The organism is Variovorax nitratireducens (assembly GCF_051216545.1).
GTDB lineage: Bacteria > Pseudomonadota > Gammaproteobacteria > Burkholderiales > Burkholderiaceae_C > Variovorax.
Window position 1 is genome coordinate 885,797 of sequence record NZ_JBPJZO010000001.1, and the last position, 23,146, is coordinate 908,942.

Here is a 23,146-nt window from a genome sequence, read left to right on the forward strand (position 1 = left end):
GGCCGTCACTGTGCCACCAGGCGGCCGATCTCGGGCCAGCGCCGGTGCAGCCAGACCCAGGCGACCAGTCCGATGCTCAACATGCCGATCGAGGTCAGCGCGAGCCCCAGCGTCGAATGCATCACCAGCGGCGCCACCACGCCGGCCACCAGGCCGTTGGCGGTGGAGCCGATCACGGCCTGCAGCGACGAGGCCATGCCGCGCCGCTCGGGGTGCAGGTCGAGCACCAGCAGCGTGACCACCGGCACCATGAGCGCCCAGCCGAATGCGAAGAAGGCCAGCGGCCAGAGCGCCCACAGCACGTTCGGCGTGAACAGCGCGTTGGCCGCCACATTGACCACCGAGGTGATCAGCATGATCAGGAAGCCGTCGCGAATCTGCCGTTTCGGTGCCACCTTGCCGGCCATGCGGCCGCTGGCCCAGGCGCCTAACATGATGCCGCCGATGGTGAGCAAGAAGAACCAGAAGAACTGCGTCGGCGCCAGCGCCAGGTGGTCGCCCAGGAAGGCCGGCGCGGCCAGCACGTAGAGGAACATGCCGTTGAACGGAACGCCGCTGGCGAGCGCGAGCAGCAGGAAGCGTGGGTCGGAACACAGATCCCAGTAGCCGCGCATCAGGTGGCGCACTTCGAAGGACTGGCGCTGGTCGACATGCAGCGTTTCGGGCAGCAGCTTCCAGTTGGCCACGAACAGCACCACGCCGACCGCCACCAGGAACCAGAAGACGCTGTGCCAGCCCAGATGCACGAACAGGAAGCCGCCGACGATCGGCGCAATGGCCGGGGCCACGCCGAAGTAGATCGTCACCTGGCTCATCACCCGCTGCGCCTCGGCCGGGGGGAACATGTCGCGGATCACCGCACGGGACACCACGATGCCGGCGCCGGTCGACAAGCCTTGCAGGGCGCGGAACAACACCAGCTGGCCGATGGTCTCCGACAGGGCGCAGCCGAGCGACGCGATGGTGAACACCGCGAGCCCCCACAACACCACGGGCCGGCGCCCGAAGCTGTCCGAGAGCGCGCCGTGGAAGAGGTTCATGAACGCGAAGCCGAACAGGTAGGCCGACAGCGTCTGCTGCATCTCGGCCGGCGATGCGCCGATCGAGCGCGCAATGCCCGAGAACGCCGGGATGTAGGTGTCGATCGAGAACGGCCCGAGCATGCCGAGCACCGCCAGCAGCACCGCCAGCGCCCAGCGCGGGGCTTTCCAGAGGGTTTGGGCGTCGGGGTTCATGAAGACCTTCCAGGTATTTGACCGAAAAAAAAGCGCCCGCTACGGGCGCTCTCTTGTTCGCGAAACACCGCGGATCCGGCTCTGCCGGTCCGCTGGTGTTGCCCCCTGCAAGGGGGTTGGCGAAGCGACACGAAGTGCGCGAAGACTGGGGGTGTGCTTACAGTGTGTCGATGAAGCTGCGCAGCTTGTCGCTGCGGCTCGGGTGCTTCAGCTTGCGCAGGGCCTTGGCTTCGATCTGGCGGATGCGCTCGCGGGTCACGTCGAACTGCTTGCCGACTTCTTCCAGCGTGTGATCGGTGCTCATCTCGATGCCGAAGCGCATGCGCAGCACCTTGGCTTCGCGCGGGGTCAGTGAATCGAGGATGTCCTTGACCACGTCGCGTAGACCGGCCTGCATCGCGGCCTCGATCGGCGCCGTGTTGCTGCTGTCCTCGATGAAGTCGCCCAGGTGCGAATCGTCGTCGTCGCCGATCGGCGTTTCCATGGAGATCGGCTCTTTCGCGATCTTCATGATCTTGCGGATCTTGTCTTCCGGGATCTCCATCTTGGCGGCCAGGATGCCGGCGTCGGGCTCGAAGCCGAACTCCTGCAGATGCTGGCGCGAGATGCGGTTCATCTTGTTGATGGTCTCGATCATGTGCACCGGAATGCGGATCGTGCGCGCCTGGTCGGCAATGGAGCGCGTGATCGCCTGGCGGATCCACCACGTGGCGTAGGTCGAGAACTTGTAGCCGCGACGGTATTCGAACTTGTCGACCGCCTTCATCAGGCCGATGTTGCCTTCCTGGATCAGATCCAGGAACTGCAGGCCGCGGTTGGTGTACTTCTTGGCGATGGAGATCACGAGGCGCAGATTGGCCTCGATCATTTCCTTCTTGGCATCGCGCGAGGACGATTCGCCCTCGTTCATGCGCTTGTTGATGTCCTTCAGCTGCGTGAGCGGCACCACCACGCTCGACTGGATATCGGCGAGCATTTGCTGCAGTTCCTGCACCGGCGGAATGTTGCGGGCCAGCACCACGCTCCAGGGCTTGCCGGCCGCAGCCTGCTTTTCGACCCATTTCTGGTTCAGCAGATTCGACGGGATGCGATTGCCATGCTTGTCGAAGCCGCTGAAGTCACGGATGAAGTCTTCCTGCGGGAAGCCGCACTTGTCCACGATGATGCGGCGCAGCTCGCGCTCCTTCTTGCGCACGTTGTCGACCTGGGTGCGCACCATGTCGCACAGCTTCTCGATGGTCTTGGCGGTGAAGCGGATGGTCATCAGCTCTTCCGACAGGGCTTGCTGTGCCTTGGCGTAGGCCGGCGTGCCGTAGCCTTCCTTCTCGTAGATCTTGTGGATCTTCTCGAACATCAGGGCCATGCGGTCGAAGCGCTCGAGCGCATCGCGCTTGAGTTCCTCGAGCTTCTTGGTCAGCGCCTTCGAGCCGCCGTTGCCGTCGTCGTCGTCCTCGGCATCGAACTCGTCGAAGTCTTCTTCGGCCACATAGTCGTCGGCCTCGTTCGGGTTCGAGAACCCGTCGACGATGGTCGAGATGACCACCTTGCCTTCACGAATCTCATTGCCCAGGCGCAGGATCTCGGCGATCGTGGCCGGCGAGGCCGAGATCGCTTCCATCATGGCCATCAGGCCACCTTCGATGCGCTTGGCGATTTCGATTTCGCCTTCGCGCGTGAGCAGCTCGACCGTGCCCATTTCGCGCATGTACATGCGAACCGGGTCGGTGGTGCGGCCGAATTCGCTGTCGACGGTGGACAGGGCGGCTTCGGCTTCTTCTTCGGCTTCCTCGACGGTGGTGGCGGTCGGCGCAGTGTTGTTCAGCAGCAGGGTTTCGGCGTCGGGCGTCTGCTCGTACACCGCCACGCCGAGGTCGTTCAGCATCGTGACCACTACTTCCATGGTCTCGGCGTCGACCAGCTTGTCGGGCAAGTGGTCGGAGATTTCGCCCTGCGTCAGGTAGCCGCGCGTCTTGCCGAGCGTGATCAGTGTCTTCAGGCGCTGGCGGCGCTTGGCCATGTCTTCTTCGGACAGCACGGTCTCGTCGAGGCCGAACTCCTTCATCAAGGCGCGTTCCTTCGCCTTGCTGATCTTCATGCGCAGCGGCTTGACCTTTTCTTCGGTCGATGCGACCACGGGCTCGCCGGCGAGGTCGTCTTCGATGTCCGACAGGTCGATGTCGCTGGTGGGCGCGTCATTGCCGGCCTTGGGTTTGCGGCCGCGCTTGGCGCCGGTGGCGGGTGCGGCAGCGGCGCCGGCGGCCTTGGGCGGGCGGCCGACCTTGCGCGGTGCGGCCGGGGCAGCAGCGACGGCCGTGGCAGCGGTTTTTTTCAGTTCAGCGGTGGCGGGCGATTTCGTGGTCACGGTATTGGCTTTCTTGGCTGCGGCCGCCGTGGGGGCGGACGCAGCCTTCAACGGCTTCGCCGCGACGGGTTTGGTGACAGACACGGCAGGCTTCTTTGAACTGGGCATACGACCTCGTGGAACAAGAATGAACAAGCGGAATCACAAACGCCAACAACATTGGCGCTACCTACCCGGCGCAGGCATACAGGGGCGGAGAAGAAAATCTCTCCAACGGCAAGATGTCGGGCGAACATTTGGTGTGCAGTCCTTGCGGTGTATTGACCCGTTTCCCGTTGGGAAGTGCATTGCGCGTGGGGTCGGCCCGGAGGTGCTGCTGTCGCTCTTGCCGTACTAGACAGCCTTACATTATAGCGTGGTGGCCACTTTTCAAGTGCTGTTACGGCCCGCGCGCAGCCTCATTTGCAGTTCGCGTCGGCGTGTTTGCAACGCCCGGTAGCGTTCGATCGCATGGGGATCGCTGCCTGCGGCCGCGATCGCCTCGCTTTCCTGGGCCTTGAGGTGGTCGTCCAGCATGTAGTCGAGCACGTTGCGCAGTTCGGCCGCGGCGTCTGCCGCCTGGGCGTCGGCGCCGGCATCGACCGGCGCGCCGTCGGGGCCGGTCATCACCCGCTCTGCCAGCGTCTCGAACGGCAGGCCGCGCAGGCCTTCGCGCAGGGCAGCCCAGGGCTGGGCGCCGTGCTCGTGCAACTGGCTGTCGAGCCAGGCAAACAGCTGGCCGTGTGCGCCGGGCAGGTCGCACAGCAGGCCGTGCAGCTCGTGCGAGAGCGCTTCCCATTCCGCCGTGTTCGACAGGAGCAGCCGGGCTGCCACGTCGGGCCGGCCCAGCGGCAGCACGCGGCCGCGTGGCGCCGGCGGGGCAGAGGGCCTCTCCTGCCCGTAGCGCCCGCCGGGCGAGCGCCGACCGCTATCGTTTTGATAGCGTTGCGGCGCCGCAGAGGGTGGTGCGGCGGCGCGCGGGGCGGCTGCGGGCGGCGCCCACAACTCGGTCAGTGACTGCGCGTTCAATTGCACCAGCCCGGCGATGTCTTCCAGCAGCTGCCGCTTGAGTGCGCCGTCGGGCAGCGCGCTCCAGAGCGGGCGCACGTTGCTGGCCAGGTGTGCTCGACCTTCGGCGCTGCCCAGGTCGCAGCCCTCGCGCGCCGCTTCGAGCATGAACCGGCTGAGCGGCGTCGCCTCGCTCACGAAGCGCGCGAACGCGTCGGCGCCGAACTCGCGGATGAAGCTGTCCGGGTCGTGTTCGGCCGGCAGGAACAGGAATTTGACGCTGCGCACATCGCTGGCAAAGGGCAGGGCGCCGTCGAGCGCCTTGCGCGCAGCGCGTCGCCCCGCGGCGTCGCCGTCGAAGCTGAAAACGACCGCGTCGGTAAAGCGAAACAGCTTCTGCACGTGCTCGGGCGTGCAGGCGGTGCCCAGCGTCGCCACCGCGTTCGGGAAGCCGAGCTGTGCCAGCGCGACCACGTCCATGTAACCCTCGGTCACCAGCGCATAGCCCATGTCGCGCAGCGCCCCGCGGGCCTCGAACAGGCCGTAGAGTTCGCGGCCCTTGCTGAAGACCGGCGTTTCGGGCGAATTGAGGTACTTGGGCTTCTCGTCGCCGAGCACGCGCCCGCCGAAACCGATGCACTCGCCTTTGACATTTCGGATCGGGAACATCACGCGGTCGCGGAAGCGGTCGTAGCGCTTGTCCTCGCCGTCTTCGCCGACGATCACCAGCCCGCTTTCGGCCAGCAGCGGGTCGTCGTACTCGGGGAACACGCTGGCCAGCGTGCGCCAGCCGGGCGGTGCATAGCCGATGCCATATTGCCGCGCCACCTCCCCGGAAACGCCGCGGCCCTTGAGGTAGTCGACCGCCGTGGCCGACTGGCGCAGCTGCTTGCGGTAGGCCTCGCCGGCCTTTTCGAGCACTTCGGACAGCGTGGCCTGTTTCTGGCGCTGGCCGGCGGCGCGGGCGCGCTCTTCGGGCGAGGCGTCGTCTTCGGGCACCTGCAGGCCGTACTGGCCCGCGAGGTCGTGCACCGCTTCGACAAAACCCATGCCGGCGTGCTCCATGAGGAAGCCGATCGCGTTGCCGTGCACGCCGCAGCCGAAGCAGTGATAGAACTGCTTGGTCGGGCTGACCGAGAAGGAAGGCGACTTTTCGCCGTGGAACGGGCACAGGCCCATGAAGTTGGCGCCGGCCTTCTTCAGCTGAACGTAGCGGCCGACGATTTCCACCACGTCGGCGCGCGCGATGAGTTCCTGGATGAATGAAGGCGGGATGGTCATGTAGGCGGGGAGCGGCAAATGATACGCAAGCCGCCGTGACCGCAGCGGGCGACGGCATACTTGCCCGACGATGCACCGCCCCTTTGCACACGCCACGCCGCTGCTGCGCCATCCCCTTCGCTTCGTGTGGGAAGCGCTCAAGGCTTTCAAAGCCAACCAGGGCCTGTTGCTGGCCGGCGCGGTGGCCTACTACGCACTGTTGTCGATCGTGCCGTTGATGATCGTGAGCGTGATCGCGATCTCGCACTTCATGGATCAGCGCGAGTTGCTGGGCACCGTCGGGCGCTACCTCGAGTGGCTGCTGCCGGGGCAGTCGCGCGCGATCGTCACTGAACTGTCGAACTTCATGGAGCATCGCGACGTGCTGGGGCCGGTGCTGTTACTGACCATGGTGTTCTTCAGCTCGCTCGCCTTTTCGGTGCTCGAAAGCGCGATGGCGGTGATCTTCCACCACCGCAAGGCCCAGCATCAGCGGCACGCGCTGCTCTCGCTCGTGATGCCGTACCTCTACATCCTGAGCCTCTGCGTCGGGCTGATGCTGGTGACGCTGGTATCGGGCGCACTGCAGCTCATCGGGCAGGAAAGCGTCGAGCTCTTCGGGCGCAGCTGGTCGCTGTCGGGCGTGTCGGGGGTACTGCTCTACCTGCTGGGGCTGGGCGGCGAGATCTTCATGCTGACCTCGCTGTACCTGGTGATGCCGGTCGGCCGGCTGTCGCTGCGCCACGCGCTGCTGGGCGGCGTGACGGCAGCACTGCTATGGGAAGTCACGCGCCGGATCCTGGTCTGGTACTTCTCGACGCTATCGCAGGTCAACGTGGTCTACGGCTCGTTGACCACCGCGATCGTGGTGCTGCTGAGCCTGGAAATCGCCGCTACGCTGGTGCTATTCGGCGCCCAGGTGATTGCGCAGTACGAGCGGCTGGATCGCACCGGGCACGGCCAGCGGCCGCTGAAGGAGCCGCTGGCCGCCATCGTGGAGAAAAAGCCGGCGGACCGCCAGGGGCCGGAGCGCGGTTGAAGGGCGGCGCTGCGGCGCCGCCCGCGTGCGCGCTCGTCAATCGCCGCGCACCACGCCTTCGCGGCGCGGGTCGGCGCCGCCGAAGTAGCCGGTCGGAGTTTTCTGGATCGCCTGCAGGCCGCTGGTCATGTCCAGTTCCTGCACTTCGGCGCCGCGGGCCCGCAGTGCCTCGACGGTGGCGGGGGCGAAGCGCTGCTGTTCCAGCAGGCTCGGGCCGTTGAGCAAACCGAAGTTCGGAAGGTCGACGGCCTTCTGCGCATCGAGGCCCCAGTTCAGCATGCCGTACAGGGTCTTGGCCGTGTAGTGAATGATCAGCGCGCCGCCCGGGCTGCCGCCGCTCGCCACCAGCGCACCGTTGCCGCCATCGGCCGCCCTCTCGAAGACCAGCGTGGGCGCCATCGACGAACGCGGACGCTTGTTGGGCTGCACGCGGTTGGCGATCGGCTTGCCCTCGGCATCGGCGGGCGCCATGCTGAAGTCGGTCAGCTCGTTGTTCAGCAGGAAGCCGCCGGCCTTGCCGCTGCCGCCGTCGGTCAACTGGCGGGCGCCGAACACGTCTTCGATGGTCGTGGTCATCGCGAGGGCATTGCCGGAGGCGTCGACGATGCTGATGTGCGAGGTGCCGTACTCAAACTGGTCGGGCATCGGCGCGTACGACGTGCGCACGCTGCCCGGAACGCCGGGTTTCGCCGTCTTCATGCTTTGCGCGCCTGGGCCGGTGGCGATCAGCCTGGCGCGCTCGGCCAGGTACGCGGGCGCTATCAGGCTTTGCCAGTTACCGGCCGGCGGCTGCACGAAATCGGGATCGCCGAGGTATTCGGCGCGGTCGGCAAAGGCCAGGCGCGCTGCCTCGGTGTAAAGATGCAGGAAGTCGGCCGAGGGGGTCGGGCCCTTGGCCGCGTCGCTGCCAGCCACCAGCGGGAGCGTGTGCGCATGGGTGTTGTTGAGCATGCCCAGGATCTGCGCGACCGCGATCGCGCCCGAACTCGGCGGCGGCATGCCGCAAAGGCGGTAGCTGCGCGCCGGACCGCTGGCGTTCTTGGCGTCGTAGTCGCTGCAGATCGACTCGCGCTGCTTGGGTTGGTAGCCGGCCAGGTCGGCCAGCGCGAGCTTGCCGGGATTCGTGGGGTGCTGCTGCACCTTGTTCACGATCGCCTGGGCCACACTGCCTTCGTGCAGGCCGCGCGAGCCCTGGCGCTGGATCTTGCGCAGCACTTCGGCATAGGCCGGGTTCTTCAGCAGCGTGCCCTCGGCCAGTGGCTGGCCGCGCGGATAGAAAAAGGCCGCCGCCGCGGCGTCCTTCTTCAGGTGCACTTCGTTCTTGAGCAGGGTCGCGAGGCGCGGGCTCACCCTGAAGCCGTCGTCGGCGAGCCTGATCGCCGGCTCGAACAGTTGCGACCAGGCGAGCTTGCCGTACTGCCGGTGCGCCATCTCGAGCATGCGGATGGCGCCGGGCGTGCCGACCGAGCGGCCGCCCACCACGGCATCGTAGAAGGCCATGGGCTTGCCTTCGGCCGTGAGGAACAACTTTTCGTCAGCGGCGGCGGGGGCGGTCTCGCGGCCGTCGAAGGCCTCCACGGCCCGGCCGTTGTAGTGCAGCAGGAACGCGCCGCCGGCGATGCCGCTGGATTGCGGCTCGACCAGGCCGAGCACCAGTTGCACGGCGATCGCGGCGTCGATGGCGGAGCCGCCGGCCTTCAGCACCTGGTAGCCGGCGTCGGTGGCCAGCGGATTGGCCGCCGCGACCGCGAACTTGCTGGTGGCCCAACCCGGCTTCGCCTGGTAGCCCGAAGCACCCTCCGGCATGATCGGCGTGGTGTAGCCGAAGCCCTCCGGCGGGCTGGCACAGCCGGCCAGCAGCGCGGCGACCGCCACCGCGCCCAAAGTACTGCGAATATGTAGAGACATATGTTGTTTCCCCCTGATGAACCTCGCGAAGTCCAGGCAGCCGCAGTACGCAGCGAACTGACCGCGCAGTACGAGCGGCAGGAACGCAACGGTAGCGCCAGGGCGCCTACCGGGGCGGAAGCCGGATTGCCCCGTCCAGGCGAATGACTTCGCCGTTCAGCATGTCGTTTTCGATGATGTGCTTCGCGAGCTTGGCGTAATCCTCGGGCGTGCCGAGGCGTGACGGAAAGGGCACGCTTGCGGCCAGCGCGTCCTGCACCTCCTGCGGCATGCCGAACAGCATCGGTGTGCCGAAGATGCCGGGCGCGATCGTCATGTTGCGGATGCCGTTGCGTGCCAGGTCGCGCGCGATCGGCAGCGTCATGCCGACCACGCCGCCCTTGGAGGCGGAGTAGGCCGCCTGACCCATCTGGCCGTCGTAGGCCGCGACCGACGCGGTCGAGATCAGCACGCCGCGCTCGCCGGTGGCTTCGGGGTCATTCTTGCTCATGGCCTCGGCCGCGAGCCGGATCATGTTGAAACTGCCGATCAGGTTGACCGTCACGGTCTTGCTGAAAACGGCCAGCGCATGCGCGCCGTTCTTGCCCACTGTTTTCTCAGCCGGCGCGATGCCGGCGCAATTGACCAGGCCCACAAGCTTGCCGAGCTTCAGCGCGGCGGCCACCGCGGCCTGGCCGTCGGCTTCCTGGCTCACGTCGCACTTGACGAACGCGCCCCCGATCTCCCGCGCCACCGCGGCGCCTTTTTCGGCCTGCATGTCGGCCACGACCACCTTGGCCCCGTTGGTCGCCAGCATCCGCGCCGTGCCCTCCCCGAGGCCCGATGCGCCGCCCGTCACGATGAAAACCTTGCCTTCGATCTGCATGAATGAGTCTCCTGCTGTGTGAGCCGGCATTATCGGAGGCCCCGCCGCGCACACAAAAAAAATGGGCCCTGTCCGAAGACAGAGCCCTGAATTGGATCCGGGAGGACCCAAGGAGACAACTTGTAAGGTTTGCTTAACGCTTGCGCGAAGCGGTTTGAGCGGTGCTCTTGGCAGCGTTCACTGCCGAGGTCGACACGGCGGTGAAGTTGGCTTCGGCAACGTCGGAAGCTTGCTTGACGGCCTTTTGCACCGATTCGAAAGCGTTGTTGGCAGCAGCCACGGCGCTCTTCATCATGGCAACGGCAGTTTCCGAACCGGCCGGAGCATTCTTGGAAGCGCTGTCGACCAGGCCGACGATAGTGGCTTGCGTTTCGGCAGCCTTGGCTTCAAAAGCCTTGCTGAACTCGGCGCCGGTGCCCTGGGCGATGTCGTACAGGTGACGGCTGTAGGCCGTGGTCTTTTCAGCCAGCGGCTGGAACAGGCTGGCTTGCAGCGCGAGCAGTTCTTGTGCGTCCTTGACACTCAGCAGGGCCTGGGCGGTGCCCTGGGCTTCGCTCAGTGCGGCCTTGGAGGCGGTCACGTTCAGTTCGACGAGTTTTTCAACGCCTTCGAAAGCCTTGGTGGTCAGGCCGAACAGGGTTTCGATATTTGCCTTTTGGGCGGAGAGGAATTGGTCAGCGGTCAGTGCCATGGTGTGCTCCAGAGAGGTTGAAAGAAGGTTGACGTTTCGCTGACACCCGCATTAATGTTGCGCCGCAGCATGACTCGAAGTATAGGACGCTGAGCGCACGAATCAACCCTTTTTTGCTGCGATGCAGCAATCTAGAGGGTGTCTTCTAAATACCGTCTGACAGGCAGAATGCCGCGCAATGACCCGCGCAGCCGCCAAACCCGTCCCCCAGCACCGAAGCCACTATTGCGCGTTCCGAACTATTGCAACGCGCTGGGCCGACAACGACATGTACGGCCACGTGAACAACGTCGTTTACTACGGCTGGTTCGACACCGCGGTCAACGGGCTGCTGATCGAGCGCGGCGCGCTCGACATCCATCGGGGCGACGCCATCGGCTTCGTGGTCGAAACGCAGTGCAACTACTTTGCGCCCCTGGCCTTTCCCCAGACGGTCGAAGCCGGCATCCGGGTCGCCGACGCCGGCCGCTCCAGCGTGCGCTACGAGATCGGCCTGTTTGCAGAGGGCGCCGAGACCGCTGCGGCACAGGGCCATTTCGTCCATGTGTATGTCGACCGCGTGAGCCAGCGTCCGGTGCCGCTGCCCGCACGGCTGGCCGAGGTCGTGCAATCGCTCAAGTGTTGAGGTTCAGCGAAAAACGGCGCCCGCAGGCGCCGTTTCGGTCAACGGGCGTGTGGCCCTGATCACATCTTCTTCATTGTCTTGATGTCGGCCTTGCCCTTGGCTTCGTCGGCCTTGGCTTGCTTCATGCAGGCGCTCTTGGCGTCGCCGGTCTGGTCGTCGCATTTTTCCTTCGCAACTGCGTACATCGCGTCGACCTTTTCTTGGGCCACCTTCTTCATGTGGCTGTCGCTCGGCTTGTACTGCTGTTCGAGTTCGGCCTTGGCCACCTTTTCGGTGCCCTTCGCTTCCTTCTCGCAGACATCCTTCGCGTTGTCTTTCAGCGTGTCGCACTTGGCCTTGGAGACCTTGTAGTCGGCCTCGATCTTTTCCTTGGCGACCTTGTATTCGTCCTTGGTCATCGCGCTGGCGTGCGTGACCATGAAACAGGACGAAGCGATCGCGAGCATGAGCAGGTGTTTTTTCATTTGAGGTTCCCCCGTTGGGTTTGTGAAGTGGATTTCAGCGAATAAGGAAGCAGGTCGAAAAGTCAGGACTTTTCGAAGAAGGATTCGGGGTGGCGCTTTTCCCAATCGGCCACTTGCTTTTCAGCCTCGTCCTTGCTGATGCCATGGCGTTCCTGGATGCGGCCGAGCAACTGGTCGCGCTTGCCGGCAATGACATCGAAGTCGTCATCGGTCAGCTTGCCCCATTGCTCCTTGACCTTGCCCTTGAGCTGTTTCCAATTGCCTTCCATGGTGTCTTTGTTCACGGCGATCTCCTTCGTTGCAGTTGAGGCGTCGGCATGTTTGCCGGCGTGAACGGAATGTGGCCGTGCGCTGGCGAGGCCGCAGTAGGACGCGCCGGGAAGGGGGCGTAGGCACCGGCCGACGCGCGCCGTGATACGCCGTGATAATGGCGCGGCACAACGGGAACACGCGGTATTTGCCAATGATCATCCATAGCCTGCTCGACACCGACCTCTACAAATTCACGATGATGCAGGTGGTGTTGCACCACTTTCCCGGTGCGCGCGTTGAGTACCGCTTCAAGTGCCGCAACCCCGGCGTCGACCTCGCGCGCTTTGCCGGACAGATCCGCGAAGAGGTTCGGCACCTGTGCTCGTTGCAGTTCAAGGAACCCGAGCTGGCCTATCTGCGCTCGATGCGCTTCATCAAGAGCGACTTCGTCGATTTCCTCGGCCTGTTCCGGCTCAACGAGAAGTACATCGACATCGTGCCGCAGGCCAGCGGCGAACTCGAGATCCGCATCAAGGGCCCGTGGTTGCACACCATCCTGTTCGAGATCCCGGTGCTGGCGATCGTCAATGAGGTCTACTTCCGCAATACGCGTCCGCAGCCCGACCTCGCGGAAGGCCGGCGGCGGCTCGAAACCAAGATCGGGGAACTGCGCGGCAATGGCCTCACGGATCTCAAGATTGCCGACTATGGCACGCGCCGGCGTTTTTCCCAGGAGTGGCATGAAGAAGTGCTGCGCACCCTGAGCGCCAGACTCGGTGCGGTGACGGTGCCGGCACGCGTCGGCGAGCGCAGTCCGCAGTTTGCCGGCACCAGCAACGTGCTCTACGCGATGAAGCTTGGGCTGATTCCGCTGGGCACCATGGCGCACGAGTACCTGCAGGCCTGCCAGGCACTCGGGCCGCGGCTGCGCGACAGCCAGGTGTTCGGCTTCGAGATGTGGGGCCGCGAATACCGCGGCGACCTCGGCATCGCGCTGTCCGATGTGTATGGCATGAGCGCGTTCCTGCGCGACTTCGACCTGTTTTTCTGCAAGCTGTTCGACGGCTCGCGTCACGACAGCGGCGACCCGTTCCAGTGGGGCGAGCGCATGCTGGCGCACTACGTGGCGAACCGCGTCGACCCGCGCACCAAGACGCTGATCTTCAGCGACGGGCTGACAGTGCCGCGCACCATCGAGCTCTACGAACAGTTCCGCGGCCGCTGCCAGCTGGCCTTCGGCATCGGCACCAACCTCACCAACGATCTCGGCTACGAGCCGCTGCAGATCGTCATCAAGATGATCCGCTGCAACGACCAGCCGGTGGCCAAGCTCTCGGACACGCCGTCGAAGAACATGTGTGAGGACGAGAAGTACCTTGCCTACCTGCGCCAGGTGTTCGAGATCGAGACGCCGGCATGAATGGTGCAGAGGTTTCGCCCCTGTGGGGCGTTCCCTTTGCGGGCATCCTGCTGTCGATCGCGCTGATGCCGCTGCTGGTGCCGTCGTTCTGGCACCGCCACTATGGCAAGGTCGCAGCGGCCTGGGGCCTTGCGTTCCTGCTGCCGTTCGCGATGCGGTTCGGCGTGCCTGCAGCCTTGCATGAGCTGGTGCATGCTCTGCTGTCCGAATACATCCCGTTCATCGTCCTGCTGACGGCGCTGTTCACCGTGGCCGGCGGCATCCACATCCGTGGCAACCCGCACGGCGCACCCGGGCTCAACACGGCCATCCTCGCCATCGGCGCGGTGCTTGCGAGCTTCATGGGCACCACGGGCGCCTCCATGCTGCTGATCCGCCCGCTGATCCGCGCCAACGACAACCGCATCCACAAGGCGCACGTGGTGGTGTTCTTCATCTTCATCGTGTCGAACGCGGGCGGCGCGCTCACGCCGCTGGGCGACCCGCCGCTGTTCCTCGGCTTCCTGAAGGGCGTCGATTTTTTCTGGACGCTGAAGAACATCCTGCCCGACACCCTGTTCGTGGTCGGTGTGCTGCTCGCGCTGTTCTGGCTGATCGATAGTCACTACTACCGCAAGGAAGGCGTGCTGCCGGTCGACCCGACGCCCGACACGCAACGCATCGGCTTCGACGGCGCGGCCAACTTCTGGCTGCTGGGCGGCGTGGTGCTGCTGGTGCTGGTCAGCGGCTTCTGGAAGTCGCCCGTGGTGTTCGAGGTGCTCGGCACGCCGGTCGGTTTGCCGGGCGTGGTGCGCGACGTGGGCCTCGTCGCCATCACGCTGCTGTCGCTCAAGATCACCGCCAGCAAGGTGCATGCCGACAACCAGTTCGCCTGGGGCCCGATGGCCGAGGTGGCCAAACTGTTCGCGGGCATCTTCCTGACCATCGTTCCGGTGATCGCGATGCTCAAGGCCGGGACGCAGGGACCGTTCGGCGCGGTGGTGTCGGCCGTCACGCGGCCCGACGGCCAGCCCGATCCGGCCATGTATTTCTGGGCCACCGGCATCCTGAGCTCTTTCCTGGACAATGCACCCACCTACCTGGTGTTCTTCAACACCGCCGGCGGCGATCCGCAGGCGCTGATGACCACCTACGCCAGCACGCTCGCCGCGATCTCGGCCGGCGCCGTGTTCATGGGAGCCAACAGCTACATCGGCAACGCGCCGAACCTGATGGTCAAGGCCATCGCCGAAGACCGCGGCGTGAAGATGCCGAGCTTCTTCGGCTACATGGCCTGGTCGGGCGCGATTTTGGTGCCGCTGTTCATCCTCACCACCCTGATCTTCTTCCGCTGAAAGAACAATGACCAAACCCAAGGTACTCGTCGCCCGCGCGATCTTTCCTGAAACCATCGCCCGGCTCGAACAACACTTCGAGGTCGAATCGAACCAGACCGATGCGGCCTGGTCGAAGGCCGAACTGATCGCGAAGCTGCAGGGCAAGCAGGGCGCGTTCACCACCGGCAGCGAACGCATCGACGCCGAGCTGCTCGACGCCTGCCCGGATCTGAAGATCTGCGCCAACATGGCCGTGGGCTACAACAACTTCGACGTCGACGCCATGACCGCACACGGCGTGCTCGGCACCAACGCGCCCGACGTGCTCACCGAGACAACGGCCGACTTCGGCTTCGCACTGCTGATGGCCACCGCGCGCCGCATCGCCGAGAGCGAGCATTACCTGCGCGCCGGCCAATGGACCAAATGGGCCTACGACATGTTCTCGGGCTCCGACATCCACGGCAGCACGCTCGGCATCATCGGCATGGGCCGCATCGGGCAGGGCATTGCGAAGCGCGGCGCACACGGCTTCGGCATGAAGGTGATCTATCACAACCGGTCGCGCCTCGACGCCGGGCTGGAGGCCGAATGCACGGCCGGCTACGTGAGCAAGGATGAACTGCTCAGGACAGCCGACCATGTGGTGCTGGTGGTGCCCTACAGCCCGGCTTCGCACCACACCATCGGTGCCGCCGAGCTCGCGCTCATGAAGCCGACCGCGACGCTGATCAACATCGCCCGCGGCGGCATCGTCGACGACGCAGCGCTTGCCGTCGCGCTGCGCGAGAAGCGCATCGCTGCCGCCGGCCTCGACGTGTTCGAGGGTGAGCCCAGGGTGCACCCCGACCTTCTTACCGTGCCGAACGTGGTGCTCACGCCCCATATCGCCAGCGCGACCGTGCCCACACGCCGTGCCATGGCCGACCTCGCGACCGACAACCTCATCGGCTTTCTCACCCAGAAAAAGGCGCTCACGCCCGTCAACCCTGCGGTGCTGGCCACCCGATAGATCGCAGACACGTGCCTACCACCGAACTGGGGCTCTGGGCCCTGCTAGGCCTCGCGGCCCTGAACTTCATCCTCGTCCTGTGGCTCCTGCTGCGCAAGCCCGCGTCCGATCGGCATGCAGAACTCGTTGCGGCCCTGGCATCGGGCAACGAAAACACGGCGCGCACGCTGCGCCAGGAAATCGGCGAATCGTCGCGCGCCACGCGCCAGGAGCTGGGCCAGAACTTCGCAACCTTCCAGGCCGCACTGGTGCAGCAGGGCGCGGAGGCAACCCGCACGCAGAACGCGCAGATCGACGCCTTTGCGCAGCAACTCACGCTGCTGCAGAAGACGCTGGCCGACACGCTCAACACGCAGTTGCAGGGCCTGAGCGAATCGAACGCACGACGCCTGGCCGAAGTGCGCACGACCATGGAGACGCAGCTCGCGCAACTGCAGCAGACCAACTCGGCCAAGCTCGACGAGATGCGCAAGACTGTCGACGAAAAGCTGCAAAGCACGCTCGAAGCGCGGCTCGGCGAAAGCTTCAAGCAGGTGGCCGACCGCCTCGAGCAGGTGCACAAGGGCCTGGGCGAGATGCAGACGCTGGCGCAGGGCGTGGGCGACCTCAAGCACCTGCTGACCAACGTCAAGATGCGCGGCATCTTCGGTGAAGCGCAGCTGGGCGCCTTGCTCGAACAGGTGTTTGCGGCGGAGCAATACGCGGCCCAGGTGGTCACCCGGCCCGGCACGCGCAACACGGTCGACTTTGCGATCCGTCTGCCGGGCCGCAAGGCCGACGGCGAGCCGCTGTGGCTGCCGATCGATGCCAAGTTCCCCAATGAAGACTACGAGCGCCTGCTGGACGCCCAGCAGCGCGCCGATCCGGTGGCTGCCGAACTCGCGGGCCGTGCGCTGGAAACCCGCATCTGGCTCGAGGCGCGCTCGATCGAAGAAAAGTACATCGAGCCACCGAACACCACCGACTTCGCGATCCTGTTCCTTCCCACCGAAGGCCTCTACGCTGAGGTGCTGCGCCGCCCGGATCTGATGCAGGGCCTGCAGCGCAAGCACCGCGTCACGCTGGCCGGCCCGACCACGCTGCTGGCCATCCTGAACTCGCTGCAGATGGGCTTTCGCACGCTGGCGCTCGAGAAGCGGTCGAGCGAGGTTTGGCAGGTGCTGGGCGCGGTGAAGGCCGAGTTCAGCAAGTTCGGCGACGTGCTGTCGAGGGTCAAGGCGCAGACCCAGACCGTGCTCAACACGCTGGATCAGGCGCAGACGCGCAGCAACGTCATGCACCGTGCGCTCAGACAGGTCGAGGCGCTGCCTGATGCCCAGTCGCAGGCATTGTTGCCGCCCACGGGCAGCGAGGACGATGCAGCCTTGTGACGCCTGAACTGCTGCGCCTGATCCTTGCGCAGGTGTGCCTGCACGCCGCCATGACCGGCACTCGGCTCGCGGCGCCGTTGCTGGCGCTGCAGCAGGGTTACAGCGCTGCTGCAGTGGGCGTGATGCTTTCGCTGTTCGCGCTCACGCAGGTATTCCTCGCTTTGCCGACGGGGCGTTTCGCTGACCGGCACGGCTTGCGTCTGCCGTTGTCGATCGCAGTGGGTGCGGCCACGAGCGGCGCGGCGCTGGCTGCGGCGTTCCCCGTGTTCCCGGTGCTCTGCCTTGCCGCGCTGCTGACCGGCGGTGCGACCGGCATCGCGGTGATCACGCTGCAGCGCCATGTAGGTCGCGCGGCGGCCAACCCGACACAGCTCAAGCAGGTGTTCAGCTGGCTCGCGATCTCGCCCGCCGCGGCCAACTTCGTCGGGCCGTTCGCGGCGGGTCTGCTGATCGACCACGCCGGCCCCACCCCCGGGGCAATGGCCGGCTACCGGATGGCATTCGGTCTGGCGGCGCTGCTGCCGCTGGCCTGCTGGCTGCTGGCGCGCGGGGCCACGGAGCGGCCGATCACGCCGCCGCCACCCGGTGCGCCGAAGCCGCGCGCCTGGGATCTGCTCGGGCAGCCGATGTTTCGTCGCCTGCTGTTCGTCAACTGGTTGCAGTCGGCCTCCTGGGACGTCCACACTTTCGTGCTGCCGATCCTTGGGCATGAGCGGGGGCTCAGTGCATCGGTGATCGGATCGATCCTCGGCGCGTTCGCCGTGGCTGCGGCGGGCATCCGCGTGGTGTTGCCGATCGTCGCCTCGCGCTTGAGCGAACGCAGCGTGATCACGGTGTCGAACGTCATCACCGCGCTGGTGTTCGCCGTCTATCCACTCATGTCGTCGGCGCTCGGCATGGGCGCCTGTTCGGTGGCGCTCGGCATCGCGCTGGGCGCGGTGCAGCCGATGGTCATGAGCATGCTGCACCAGATCACGCCGCACGCACGCCATGGCGAGGCGCTGGGGCTGCGCGTGATGACGCTCAATGCGTCGAGCGTCGCGATGCCGATGCTGTTCGGCGCCGCGGGTGCATTGATCGGCGTGGCGGGCGTGTTCTGGGTGGTCGGCGGCGTGGTAGCTGCCGGAACGCGCGCGGTGTGGGGCCTGCGAGCGCCCTGAGTCCGGCCGGGCCGCGCTCCTCGCATCTCGAATTCGTCGGCGTGCGTGCGCTGCCGAACAGACGCATGCGCCGGGGGTGCGCAGAGTCCGGCAATGAAAGCGACACCCGCGATGACCTTGCGTCGCACATTGACCATCGTTGCTGGCGTGCTGCTCGGCATGGCCTTTTGCGGACTGGCGCTGGCCTTCGCCGATGGACAGTTCGACGACGGCCCTGCGCCGTTCAACTTTGGCGACCTGTTGCTCGCGGCATCAGTCTGCTTCGTGGTGCTGTCCCATGTACTCGTGGTGGCGACGCTGATCCAGCGGCCGTCCTAGAGCTTGTAGAAGCGCTTGATCGCATCCCACGCGTCGGCCGGGGCGTCGACGTACTCGAACAGCTTCACATCGCCAGGGGAGATCACGCCTTCCTCGACAAGGAAGTCGAAGTCGAGCAGCTTCTTCCAGTAGTCGGTGCCGAACAGCACGATCGGCACCGGTTTCGACTTCTTCGTCTGAACCAGCGTGATGACCTCGAACAGCTCGTCGAGCGTGCCGAAGCCGCCTGGGAATGCGACCAGCGCCTTCGCACGCATCATGAAATGCATCTTGCGGATCGCGAAGTAGTGGAACTTGAAGCTCAGCGCGGGCGTGACGTAGGGGTTGGCCTCTTCTTCCATCGGCAGCGCGATGGCCAGGCCGATGTTGAGGCCGCCGCCTTCGTACGAGCCGCGGTTGGCGGCCTGCATGATGCCGGGGCCGCCGCCGGTGCAGATGAAGAGCTGATCTTCCGGATCCTTGGCCTTGCTGTACTCGGCCACCATCTTGCTGAAGCTGCGGGCCTCCTCGTAGTAGTGCGAGCCGCGCGCCAGGCGCTTGAGGCGGTCGAGCGCCACCGCGTCGCCGGCCGCTTCGGCCTGGGCGACCAGCGCATCGGACTCTTCCTTGCTGCGAAAGCGCGCGCTGCCGAACACCACGACGGTGTTCTCGATGCCATGGGCGCGCATCTCGATGTCGGGCTTCATCAGTTCGAGCTGCATGCGCAGGCCTCGGGTTTCGCGCCGCAGCAGGAACTCGGGGTCGGCAAAGGCCAGGCGGGACGGATCCGGATCGAGCGGCAGGCCCTTGTCCGAATGTGCCTGCAGCGTGGCCCAGGCGTCGGCCAGGCGTTTGTCGTGAAGGTCGTGGATCTTGTTCATGGTGTCCGGATTGTGGATGCGCAAGGTGGCAGGGGACATAGCAGGATAGGGGCCAGCTCGGGGTGCTCTTGAAGCTGCGCGCTGGCCGACCAAGTCTAGAGCTCCCGTGCGCAGTGCCATGCGGATGGGGCCCGTCGTGCCCGCAGCGTACGAAAAAAAAGCTCCCGAGGGAGCTTTTTGTCGAGGCCGGCTGCGCTCAGACGCGTTTGCGGTATTCGCCGGTGCGGGTGTCGATTTCGATCTTGTCGCCTTGGGCCACGAACAGCGGCACCGGCACTTCGAAGCCGGTGGAGATCTTGGCGGGCTTGAGCACCTTGCCCGAGGTGTCGCCCTTGACGGCCGGCTCGGTCCAGGTGATTTCGCGCTCGACGCTGGTCGGCAGTTCGACCGAGATGGCCTTGCCGTCGTAGAACACCACTTCGACCGGCATGCCGTCTTCGAGGTAGTTGAGCGAGTCGCCCATGTTCTCGGCTTCGACTTCGTACTGGTTGTACTCGGTGTCCATGCAGACGTACATCGGGTCGGCGAAGTAGGAGTAGGTGCACTCTTTCTTTTCGAGCACGATCTGGTCGATCTTGTCGTCGGCCTTGAACACCTGCTCGGTATTGAAGTTGGCGATCAGGCTCTTGAGCTTCATGCGCACGGTGGCGGAGTTGCGGCCGCCGCGGCTGTATTCGGTCTTGAGGACGACCATCGGGTCCTTGCCGTGCATGATGACGTTGCCGGCGCGGATTTCTTGAGCGATTTTCATATCAGGGTCTCTGGGTCACTGGATGTTCGGCCGCTCGGTGCGGCCACAGGCCCCGGGCCTGAAGCCGCATTTCCCCACGGCGGGTTCAGCGGAAAGGCAAGAGGGGTTCACATGAAACCCCGGCCCGAAATCCGCAAAGCCCGCGATTTTAGCTTTTTTGGGCAACGAACCTGCGCAGTTGCGTGGCGAGATCGTCCTGTGCCAGCAGCCGCGTGCGCGCCGCCTGCACCGCATCGCGCCATTCCGCAAGGGTCGCAGCGTCCGGAACAGGCAATGCGCCGTCCTCGAAACCGTTCCAGATCCGGTGAAAGCGCCGAAGCGACGGCGGGGCCGCCAGCCAGTCCAGAAAGGCCTCGAGCTTGACGTGGTGAACGTCGTCGTCCTGCGGGTAGATTTGCCAGACCAGGGGCGCGCCGGCCCAGAGCGCACGCACCAGCGAATCCTCGCCGCGCACGAAATTCAGGTCGCCGCTCCAGAGCAGGCAGTCGAATTCGGGCTGGGGCAGCGCGGGTAGCCAGGTGATCGAGAGCGCATCGGCCGCGCGCCGCAGGCCCGGCGCCTGCAGCGCGGCGCGCACGGCTGCGGCCGGGCGACCCGCCGCGACCAGCAACTGCGGGGGCCTGGACGCGTCCTTCAGCGTGGTCAACATTGCGCGCAGCGCCGGTGGCTCGTAGCAGAACAGCGTCCACACCGGCTCGCCGTGCCACGCGATACCTTGCGCCGCAAGCCAGGCCGCGCGGTCGAAGCCAGCCCGTGCTTCGACCAGGCCGGCTTCGCGCAGCAGGCCGCCGGTGCGCTCGGTGAAACCGGGGTAGAAGAAATGCTTGGTCAACCCTTCGCCGGGCCCGCGGAACACCGGCGAGGGCAGCCCGTGCAGGCGCTCGACATACGGTTCGGCGGACAGGTACTCCAGGTTGATCCATGCGCCTTTTCGGCCGCCAGCATCCGAACGGTGGGCGAAGCGTGCTATCAATTCAGGAGCGGGATCGCAGCCGAAGGCCTCGATCAGCACGTCCGGCGCGGCTGCCGCCACGGCGTCGCCGATGGCCTCCGGATCGCGCCAGTCGATCACGTCGACGCCCGGCTGGCCGGCGGGCGCCATCCACCGCAGCGCGGCGCCGTCATCGACCCACAGCCGTACGCGATCGCCTTGCGTCGCCAACTGGCATGCCAGTCGCCAGCAGACGCCGAGATCGCCATGGTTGTCGATGACCCTGCAGAAGATGTCCCAGTGCATCGCGGCGACTCTACCCTCGGGAGCCCGCGCCACAATAGCCGCCATGTCAGACGTGCATTCCGATCAACTGCTCAGCGAAGTCGCGGCCCTGCCGCAATTGCCGGGCGTCTACCGCTACTTCGATGCGGCCGGCGCGGTGCTGTATGTGGGCAAGGCGCGCAACCTGAAGAAGCGGGTGGCCAACTACTTCCAGAAGAGCCATGGCGGCACGCGCATCGGCCACATGATCAGCAAGATCGTGCGCATGGAGACGACCGTGGTGCGCTCCGAGGCCGAGGCGCTGCTGCTCGAGAACAACCTCATCAAGACGCTCAAGCCGCGCTACAACATCCTGTTTCGCGACGACAAGAGCTACCCCTACCTGAAGATCGCATCGCACCAGTTTCCGCGGCTCGCGTACTACCGCGGCGCGGTCGACAAGAAGCACCGCTACTTCGGCCCGTACCCGAGCGCGTGGGCGGTGAAGGAGTCGATCCAGCTGCTGCAGAAGGTGTTCAAGCTGCGCACCTGCGAAGACACGGTGTATGCCAACCGCACCCGGCCCTGCCTGCTGTACCAGATCAAGCGCTGCACCGGCCCGTGCGTCGGCTACATCACGCCCGAGGCTTACGCGCAGGACGTGGCCAATGCCGAGGCGTTCCTGCACGGCGACACGCAACTGGTGCTGCGAACGCTCGAAGACCGCATGACGGCGCATGCCGAAAAGCTGGAGTTCGAGCAGGCCGCCGAGCTGCGCAACCAGATGTCGGCGCTGTCGCGCGTGCTGCACCAGCAGTCGATCGAGATCGCATCCGACAAGGACGTCGACATCCTCGCGGTCAAGGTGCAGGGCGGCAAGGCGTGCGTGAATCTCGCGATGGTGCGCGGCGGGCGCCACCTGGGCGACCGGCCCTACTTTCCCGTGCACGTGGAGGACGCGGCGCAGATTCGCCATGGCGAGCTCGACGACGCCGAAGACGGCAACGAGCCCGCGGTGGCGGACGCCATCGAAGTCCAGGTGCTCGAAGCCTTCATCGCGCAGCACTACATCGATGTACCTGTGCCGGCCACGCTGGTGCTGAGCGAGCAGGTGAGCCGCGAACTGATCGAGGCCGTGTCGCAGCAGGCGGGCACGCGCATCACGGCGGTTTTCCAGCCGCGCGAGCAGCGCCGGCATTGGCTCGAGATGGCGCAGACCAACGCCGGCCTTCAACTGGCCCGGTTGCTCGCCGAAGAAGGCTCGCAACAGGCGCGCACGCGCGCGCTGGTCGATGCGCTCGAACTCGCGCCTGACGACCTCGACAGCCTGCGCATCGAATGCTTCGACATCTCGCACACGGCCGGCGAAGCGACGCAGGCCTCCTGCGTGGTGTTCGAGCACCATGCCATGCAGAACCGCGAGTACCGGCGCTACAACATCGAAGGCATCACGCCGGGCGACGACTACGCGGCGATGCGGCAGGTGCTGACCCGGCGCTATGCGCGGCTGGCCGAGGCGATGGCCGCCGAAACCGATGCGCCGACGGCCGGCGACGCCAACGGCGTCGGCGCCGATGCGCCGGTCAACACCAAGGCCGCGCGCATGCCGGAGCTGGTGCTGGTGGACGGCGGCAAGGGACAGGTGTCGATGGCACGCGAGGTGTTCAGCGAGCTGGGGCTGCCGCTGTCGCTGATCGTTGGCGTCGAGAAGGGCGAGGGCCGCAAGGTCGGTCTCGAGGAACTGGTGTTCGCCGACGGGCGCGACAAGGTCTACCTCGGTCGCGACTCCGCCGCGCTGATGCTGGTGGCACAGATCCGCGACGAGGCGCACCGCTTCGCGATCACCGGCATGCGGGCCAAGCGGGCCAAGGTGCGCGTGGGCGGGAGCCAGCTCGAGGACATCCCGGGCATCGGGCCCAAGCGCCGCGCCCGGCTGCTGCAACGCTTCGGCGGCATTCGCGGGGTTGCCTCGGCCAGCGTGGAAGACATTGCGTCGGTCGACGGCATCGCGGCCGACCTGGCCGAAGAGATCTACCGGGCCCTTCACTGAACCAAG

20 protein-coding genes are annotated in these 23,146 nt (G+C 65.8%); 9 read left to right on the forward strand and 11 right to left on the reverse strand.

Going from position 1 to position 23,146, the window contains the following annotated elements; translation table 11 throughout:
* Positions 1-5: 5 nt before the first annotated feature.
* The 3 genes from ACSFA8_RS04125 to dnaG form a co-directional block, all read right to left on the reverse strand.
* Positions 6-1,235, reverse strand: a complete 1,230-nt coding sequence (locus ACSFA8_RS04125) for a multidrug effflux MFS transporter (protein ID WP_435478230.1) — start codon at positions 1,233-1,235, stop codon at positions 6-8.
* 157 nt (positions 1,236-1,392) lie between these two features.
* Positions 1,393-3,705 (reverse strand): RNA polymerase sigma factor RpoD, encoded by a 2,313-nt coding sequence (gene rpoD, locus ACSFA8_RS04130; protein WP_435478231.1) that lies wholly within the window; start codon positions 3,703-3,705, stop codon positions 1,393-1,395.
* Between the two features lie 261 nt (positions 3,706-3,966).
* Positions 3,967-5,865 carry a DNA primase gene (gene dnaG / locus ACSFA8_RS04135; protein WP_435478232.1) on the reverse strand — a complete coding sequence of 633 codons (1,899 nt, stop codon included), beginning with the start codon at positions 5,863-5,865 and terminating at the stop codon, positions 3,967-3,969.
* Positions 5,866-5,935: 70 nt separating this feature from the next.
* Here dnaG and ACSFA8_RS04140 point away from each other — a divergent pair, with 70 nt between their 5' ends.
* A complete protein-coding gene (locus ACSFA8_RS04140) occupies positions 5,936-6,883 on the forward strand; it encodes a YihY/virulence factor BrkB family protein (protein ID WP_435478233.1) in 948 nt (315 codons plus the stop codon).
* Positions 6,884-6,919: 36 nt separating this feature from the next.
* Here the strand turns inward: ACSFA8_RS04140 and ACSFA8_RS04145 are convergent, their stop codons facing one another.
* The 3 genes from ACSFA8_RS04145 to ACSFA8_RS04155 form a co-directional block, all read right to left on the reverse strand.
* Positions 6,920-8,791, reverse strand: coding sequence for a gamma-glutamyltransferase family protein (locus tag ACSFA8_RS04145; protein ID WP_435478234.1), 1,872 nt, complete (start codon positions 8,789-8,791; stop codon positions 6,920-6,922).
* 106 nt (positions 8,792-8,897) lie between these two features.
* Complete coding sequence (locus ACSFA8_RS04150) at positions 8,898-9,656, reverse strand: 3-hydroxyacyl-CoA dehydrogenase (RefSeq protein ID WP_435478235.1); 759 nt, start codon at positions 9,654-9,656, stop codon at positions 8,898-8,900.
* A gap of 133 nt (positions 9,657-9,789) precedes the next feature.
* Positions 9,790-10,347 carry a phasin family protein gene (locus tag ACSFA8_RS04155; protein WP_435478236.1) on the reverse strand — a complete coding sequence of 186 codons (558 nt, stop codon included), beginning with the start codon at positions 10,345-10,347 and terminating at the stop codon, positions 9,790-9,792.
* Between the two features lie 178 nt (positions 10,348-10,525).
* On the opposite strand from ACSFA8_RS04155, the gene ACSFA8_RS04160 reads away from it, so the two are divergent.
* Positions 10,526-10,972, forward strand: a complete 447-nt coding sequence (locus ACSFA8_RS04160; RefSeq protein ID WP_435478237.1) for an acyl-CoA thioesterase — start codon at positions 10,526-10,528, stop codon at positions 10,970-10,972.
* A gap of 59 nt (positions 10,973-11,031) precedes the next feature.
* Here the strand turns inward: ACSFA8_RS04160 and ACSFA8_RS04165 are convergent, their stop codons facing one another.
* The gene (locus tag ACSFA8_RS04165) at positions 11,032-11,436 is read right to left on the reverse strand and encodes a hypothetical protein (protein ID WP_435478238.1); all 405 of its coding nucleotides are present in this window, start codon (positions 11,434-11,436) and stop codon (positions 11,032-11,034) included.
* A gap of 62 nt (positions 11,437-11,498) precedes the next feature.
* A complete protein-coding gene (locus ACSFA8_RS04170; RefSeq protein ID WP_435478239.1) occupies positions 11,499-11,720 on the reverse strand; it encodes a CsbD family protein in 222 nt (73 codons plus the stop codon).
* A 179-nt stretch (positions 11,721-11,899) separates the two neighbouring features.
* On the opposite strand from ACSFA8_RS04170, the gene pncB reads away from it, so the two are divergent.
* From pncB to ACSFA8_RS04200, 6 genes are all read left to right on the forward strand, one after another.
* Entirely contained in the window at positions 11,900-13,108 is a 1,209-nt protein-coding gene (pncB, locus tag ACSFA8_RS04175; RefSeq protein WP_435478240.1) for a nicotinate phosphoribosyltransferase, read from the forward strand.
* Positions 13,105-14,442 carry a sodium:proton antiporter gene (locus tag ACSFA8_RS04180; protein WP_435478241.1) on the forward strand — a complete coding sequence of 446 codons (1,338 nt, stop codon included), beginning with the start codon at positions 13,105-13,107 and terminating at the stop codon, positions 14,440-14,442. Before pncB ends, ACSFA8_RS04180 begins: the two co-directional genes overlap by 4 nt.
* A gap of 7 nt (positions 14,443-14,449) precedes the next feature.
* Positions 14,450-15,436, forward strand: a complete 987-nt coding sequence (locus tag ACSFA8_RS04185; RefSeq protein ID WP_435478242.1) for a 2-hydroxyacid dehydrogenase — start codon at positions 14,450-14,452, stop codon at positions 15,434-15,436.
* An 11-nt stretch (positions 15,437-15,447) separates the two neighbouring features.
* Positions 15,448-16,806: a DNA recombination protein RmuC gene (locus ACSFA8_RS04190; protein WP_435478243.1), complete on the forward strand. Its 1,359-nt coding sequence runs from the start codon at positions 15,448-15,450 to the stop codon at positions 16,804-16,806.
* Positions 16,803-17,966 (forward strand): MFS transporter, encoded by a 1,164-nt coding sequence (locus ACSFA8_RS04195; RefSeq protein WP_435478244.1) that lies wholly within the window; start codon positions 16,803-16,805, stop codon positions 17,964-17,966. Before ACSFA8_RS04190 ends, ACSFA8_RS04195 begins: the two co-directional genes overlap by 4 nt.
* A 93-nt stretch (positions 17,967-18,059) precedes the next feature.
* On the forward strand, positions 18,060-18,284 hold the full coding sequence (locus ACSFA8_RS04200; RefSeq protein WP_435478245.1) for a hypothetical protein: 225 nt from the start codon (positions 18,060-18,062) through the stop codon (positions 18,282-18,284).
* Here ACSFA8_RS04200 and ACSFA8_RS04205 read toward each other — a convergent pair.
* From ACSFA8_RS04205 to earP, 3 genes are all read right to left on the reverse strand, one after another.
* On the reverse strand, positions 18,281-19,144 hold the full coding sequence (locus ACSFA8_RS04205) for an LOG family protein (protein WP_435478246.1): 864 nt from the start codon (positions 19,142-19,144) through the stop codon (positions 18,281-18,283). The two genes, ACSFA8_RS04200 and ACSFA8_RS04205, sit on opposite strands and share 4 nt — an antisense overlap.
* A 196-nt stretch (positions 19,145-19,340) precedes the next feature.
* Positions 19,341-19,895: an elongation factor P gene (gene efp, locus ACSFA8_RS04210; protein ID WP_286545942.1), complete on the reverse strand. Its 555-nt coding sequence runs from the start codon at positions 19,893-19,895 to the stop codon at positions 19,341-19,343.
* 148 nt (positions 19,896-20,043) lie between these two features.
* Positions 20,044-21,132, reverse strand: coding sequence for an elongation factor P maturation arginine rhamnosyltransferase EarP (gene earP / locus ACSFA8_RS04215; RefSeq protein WP_435478247.1), 1,089 nt, complete (start codon positions 21,130-21,132; stop codon positions 20,044-20,046).
* Between the two features lie 43 nt (positions 21,133-21,175).
* Here earP and uvrC point away from each other — a divergent pair, with 43 nt between their 5' ends.
* Entirely contained in the window at positions 21,176-23,140 is a 1,965-nt protein-coding gene (gene uvrC, locus ACSFA8_RS04220) for an excinuclease ABC subunit UvrC (protein ID WP_435478248.1), read from the forward strand.
* Positions 23,141-23,146 lie beyond the last annotated feature (6 nt).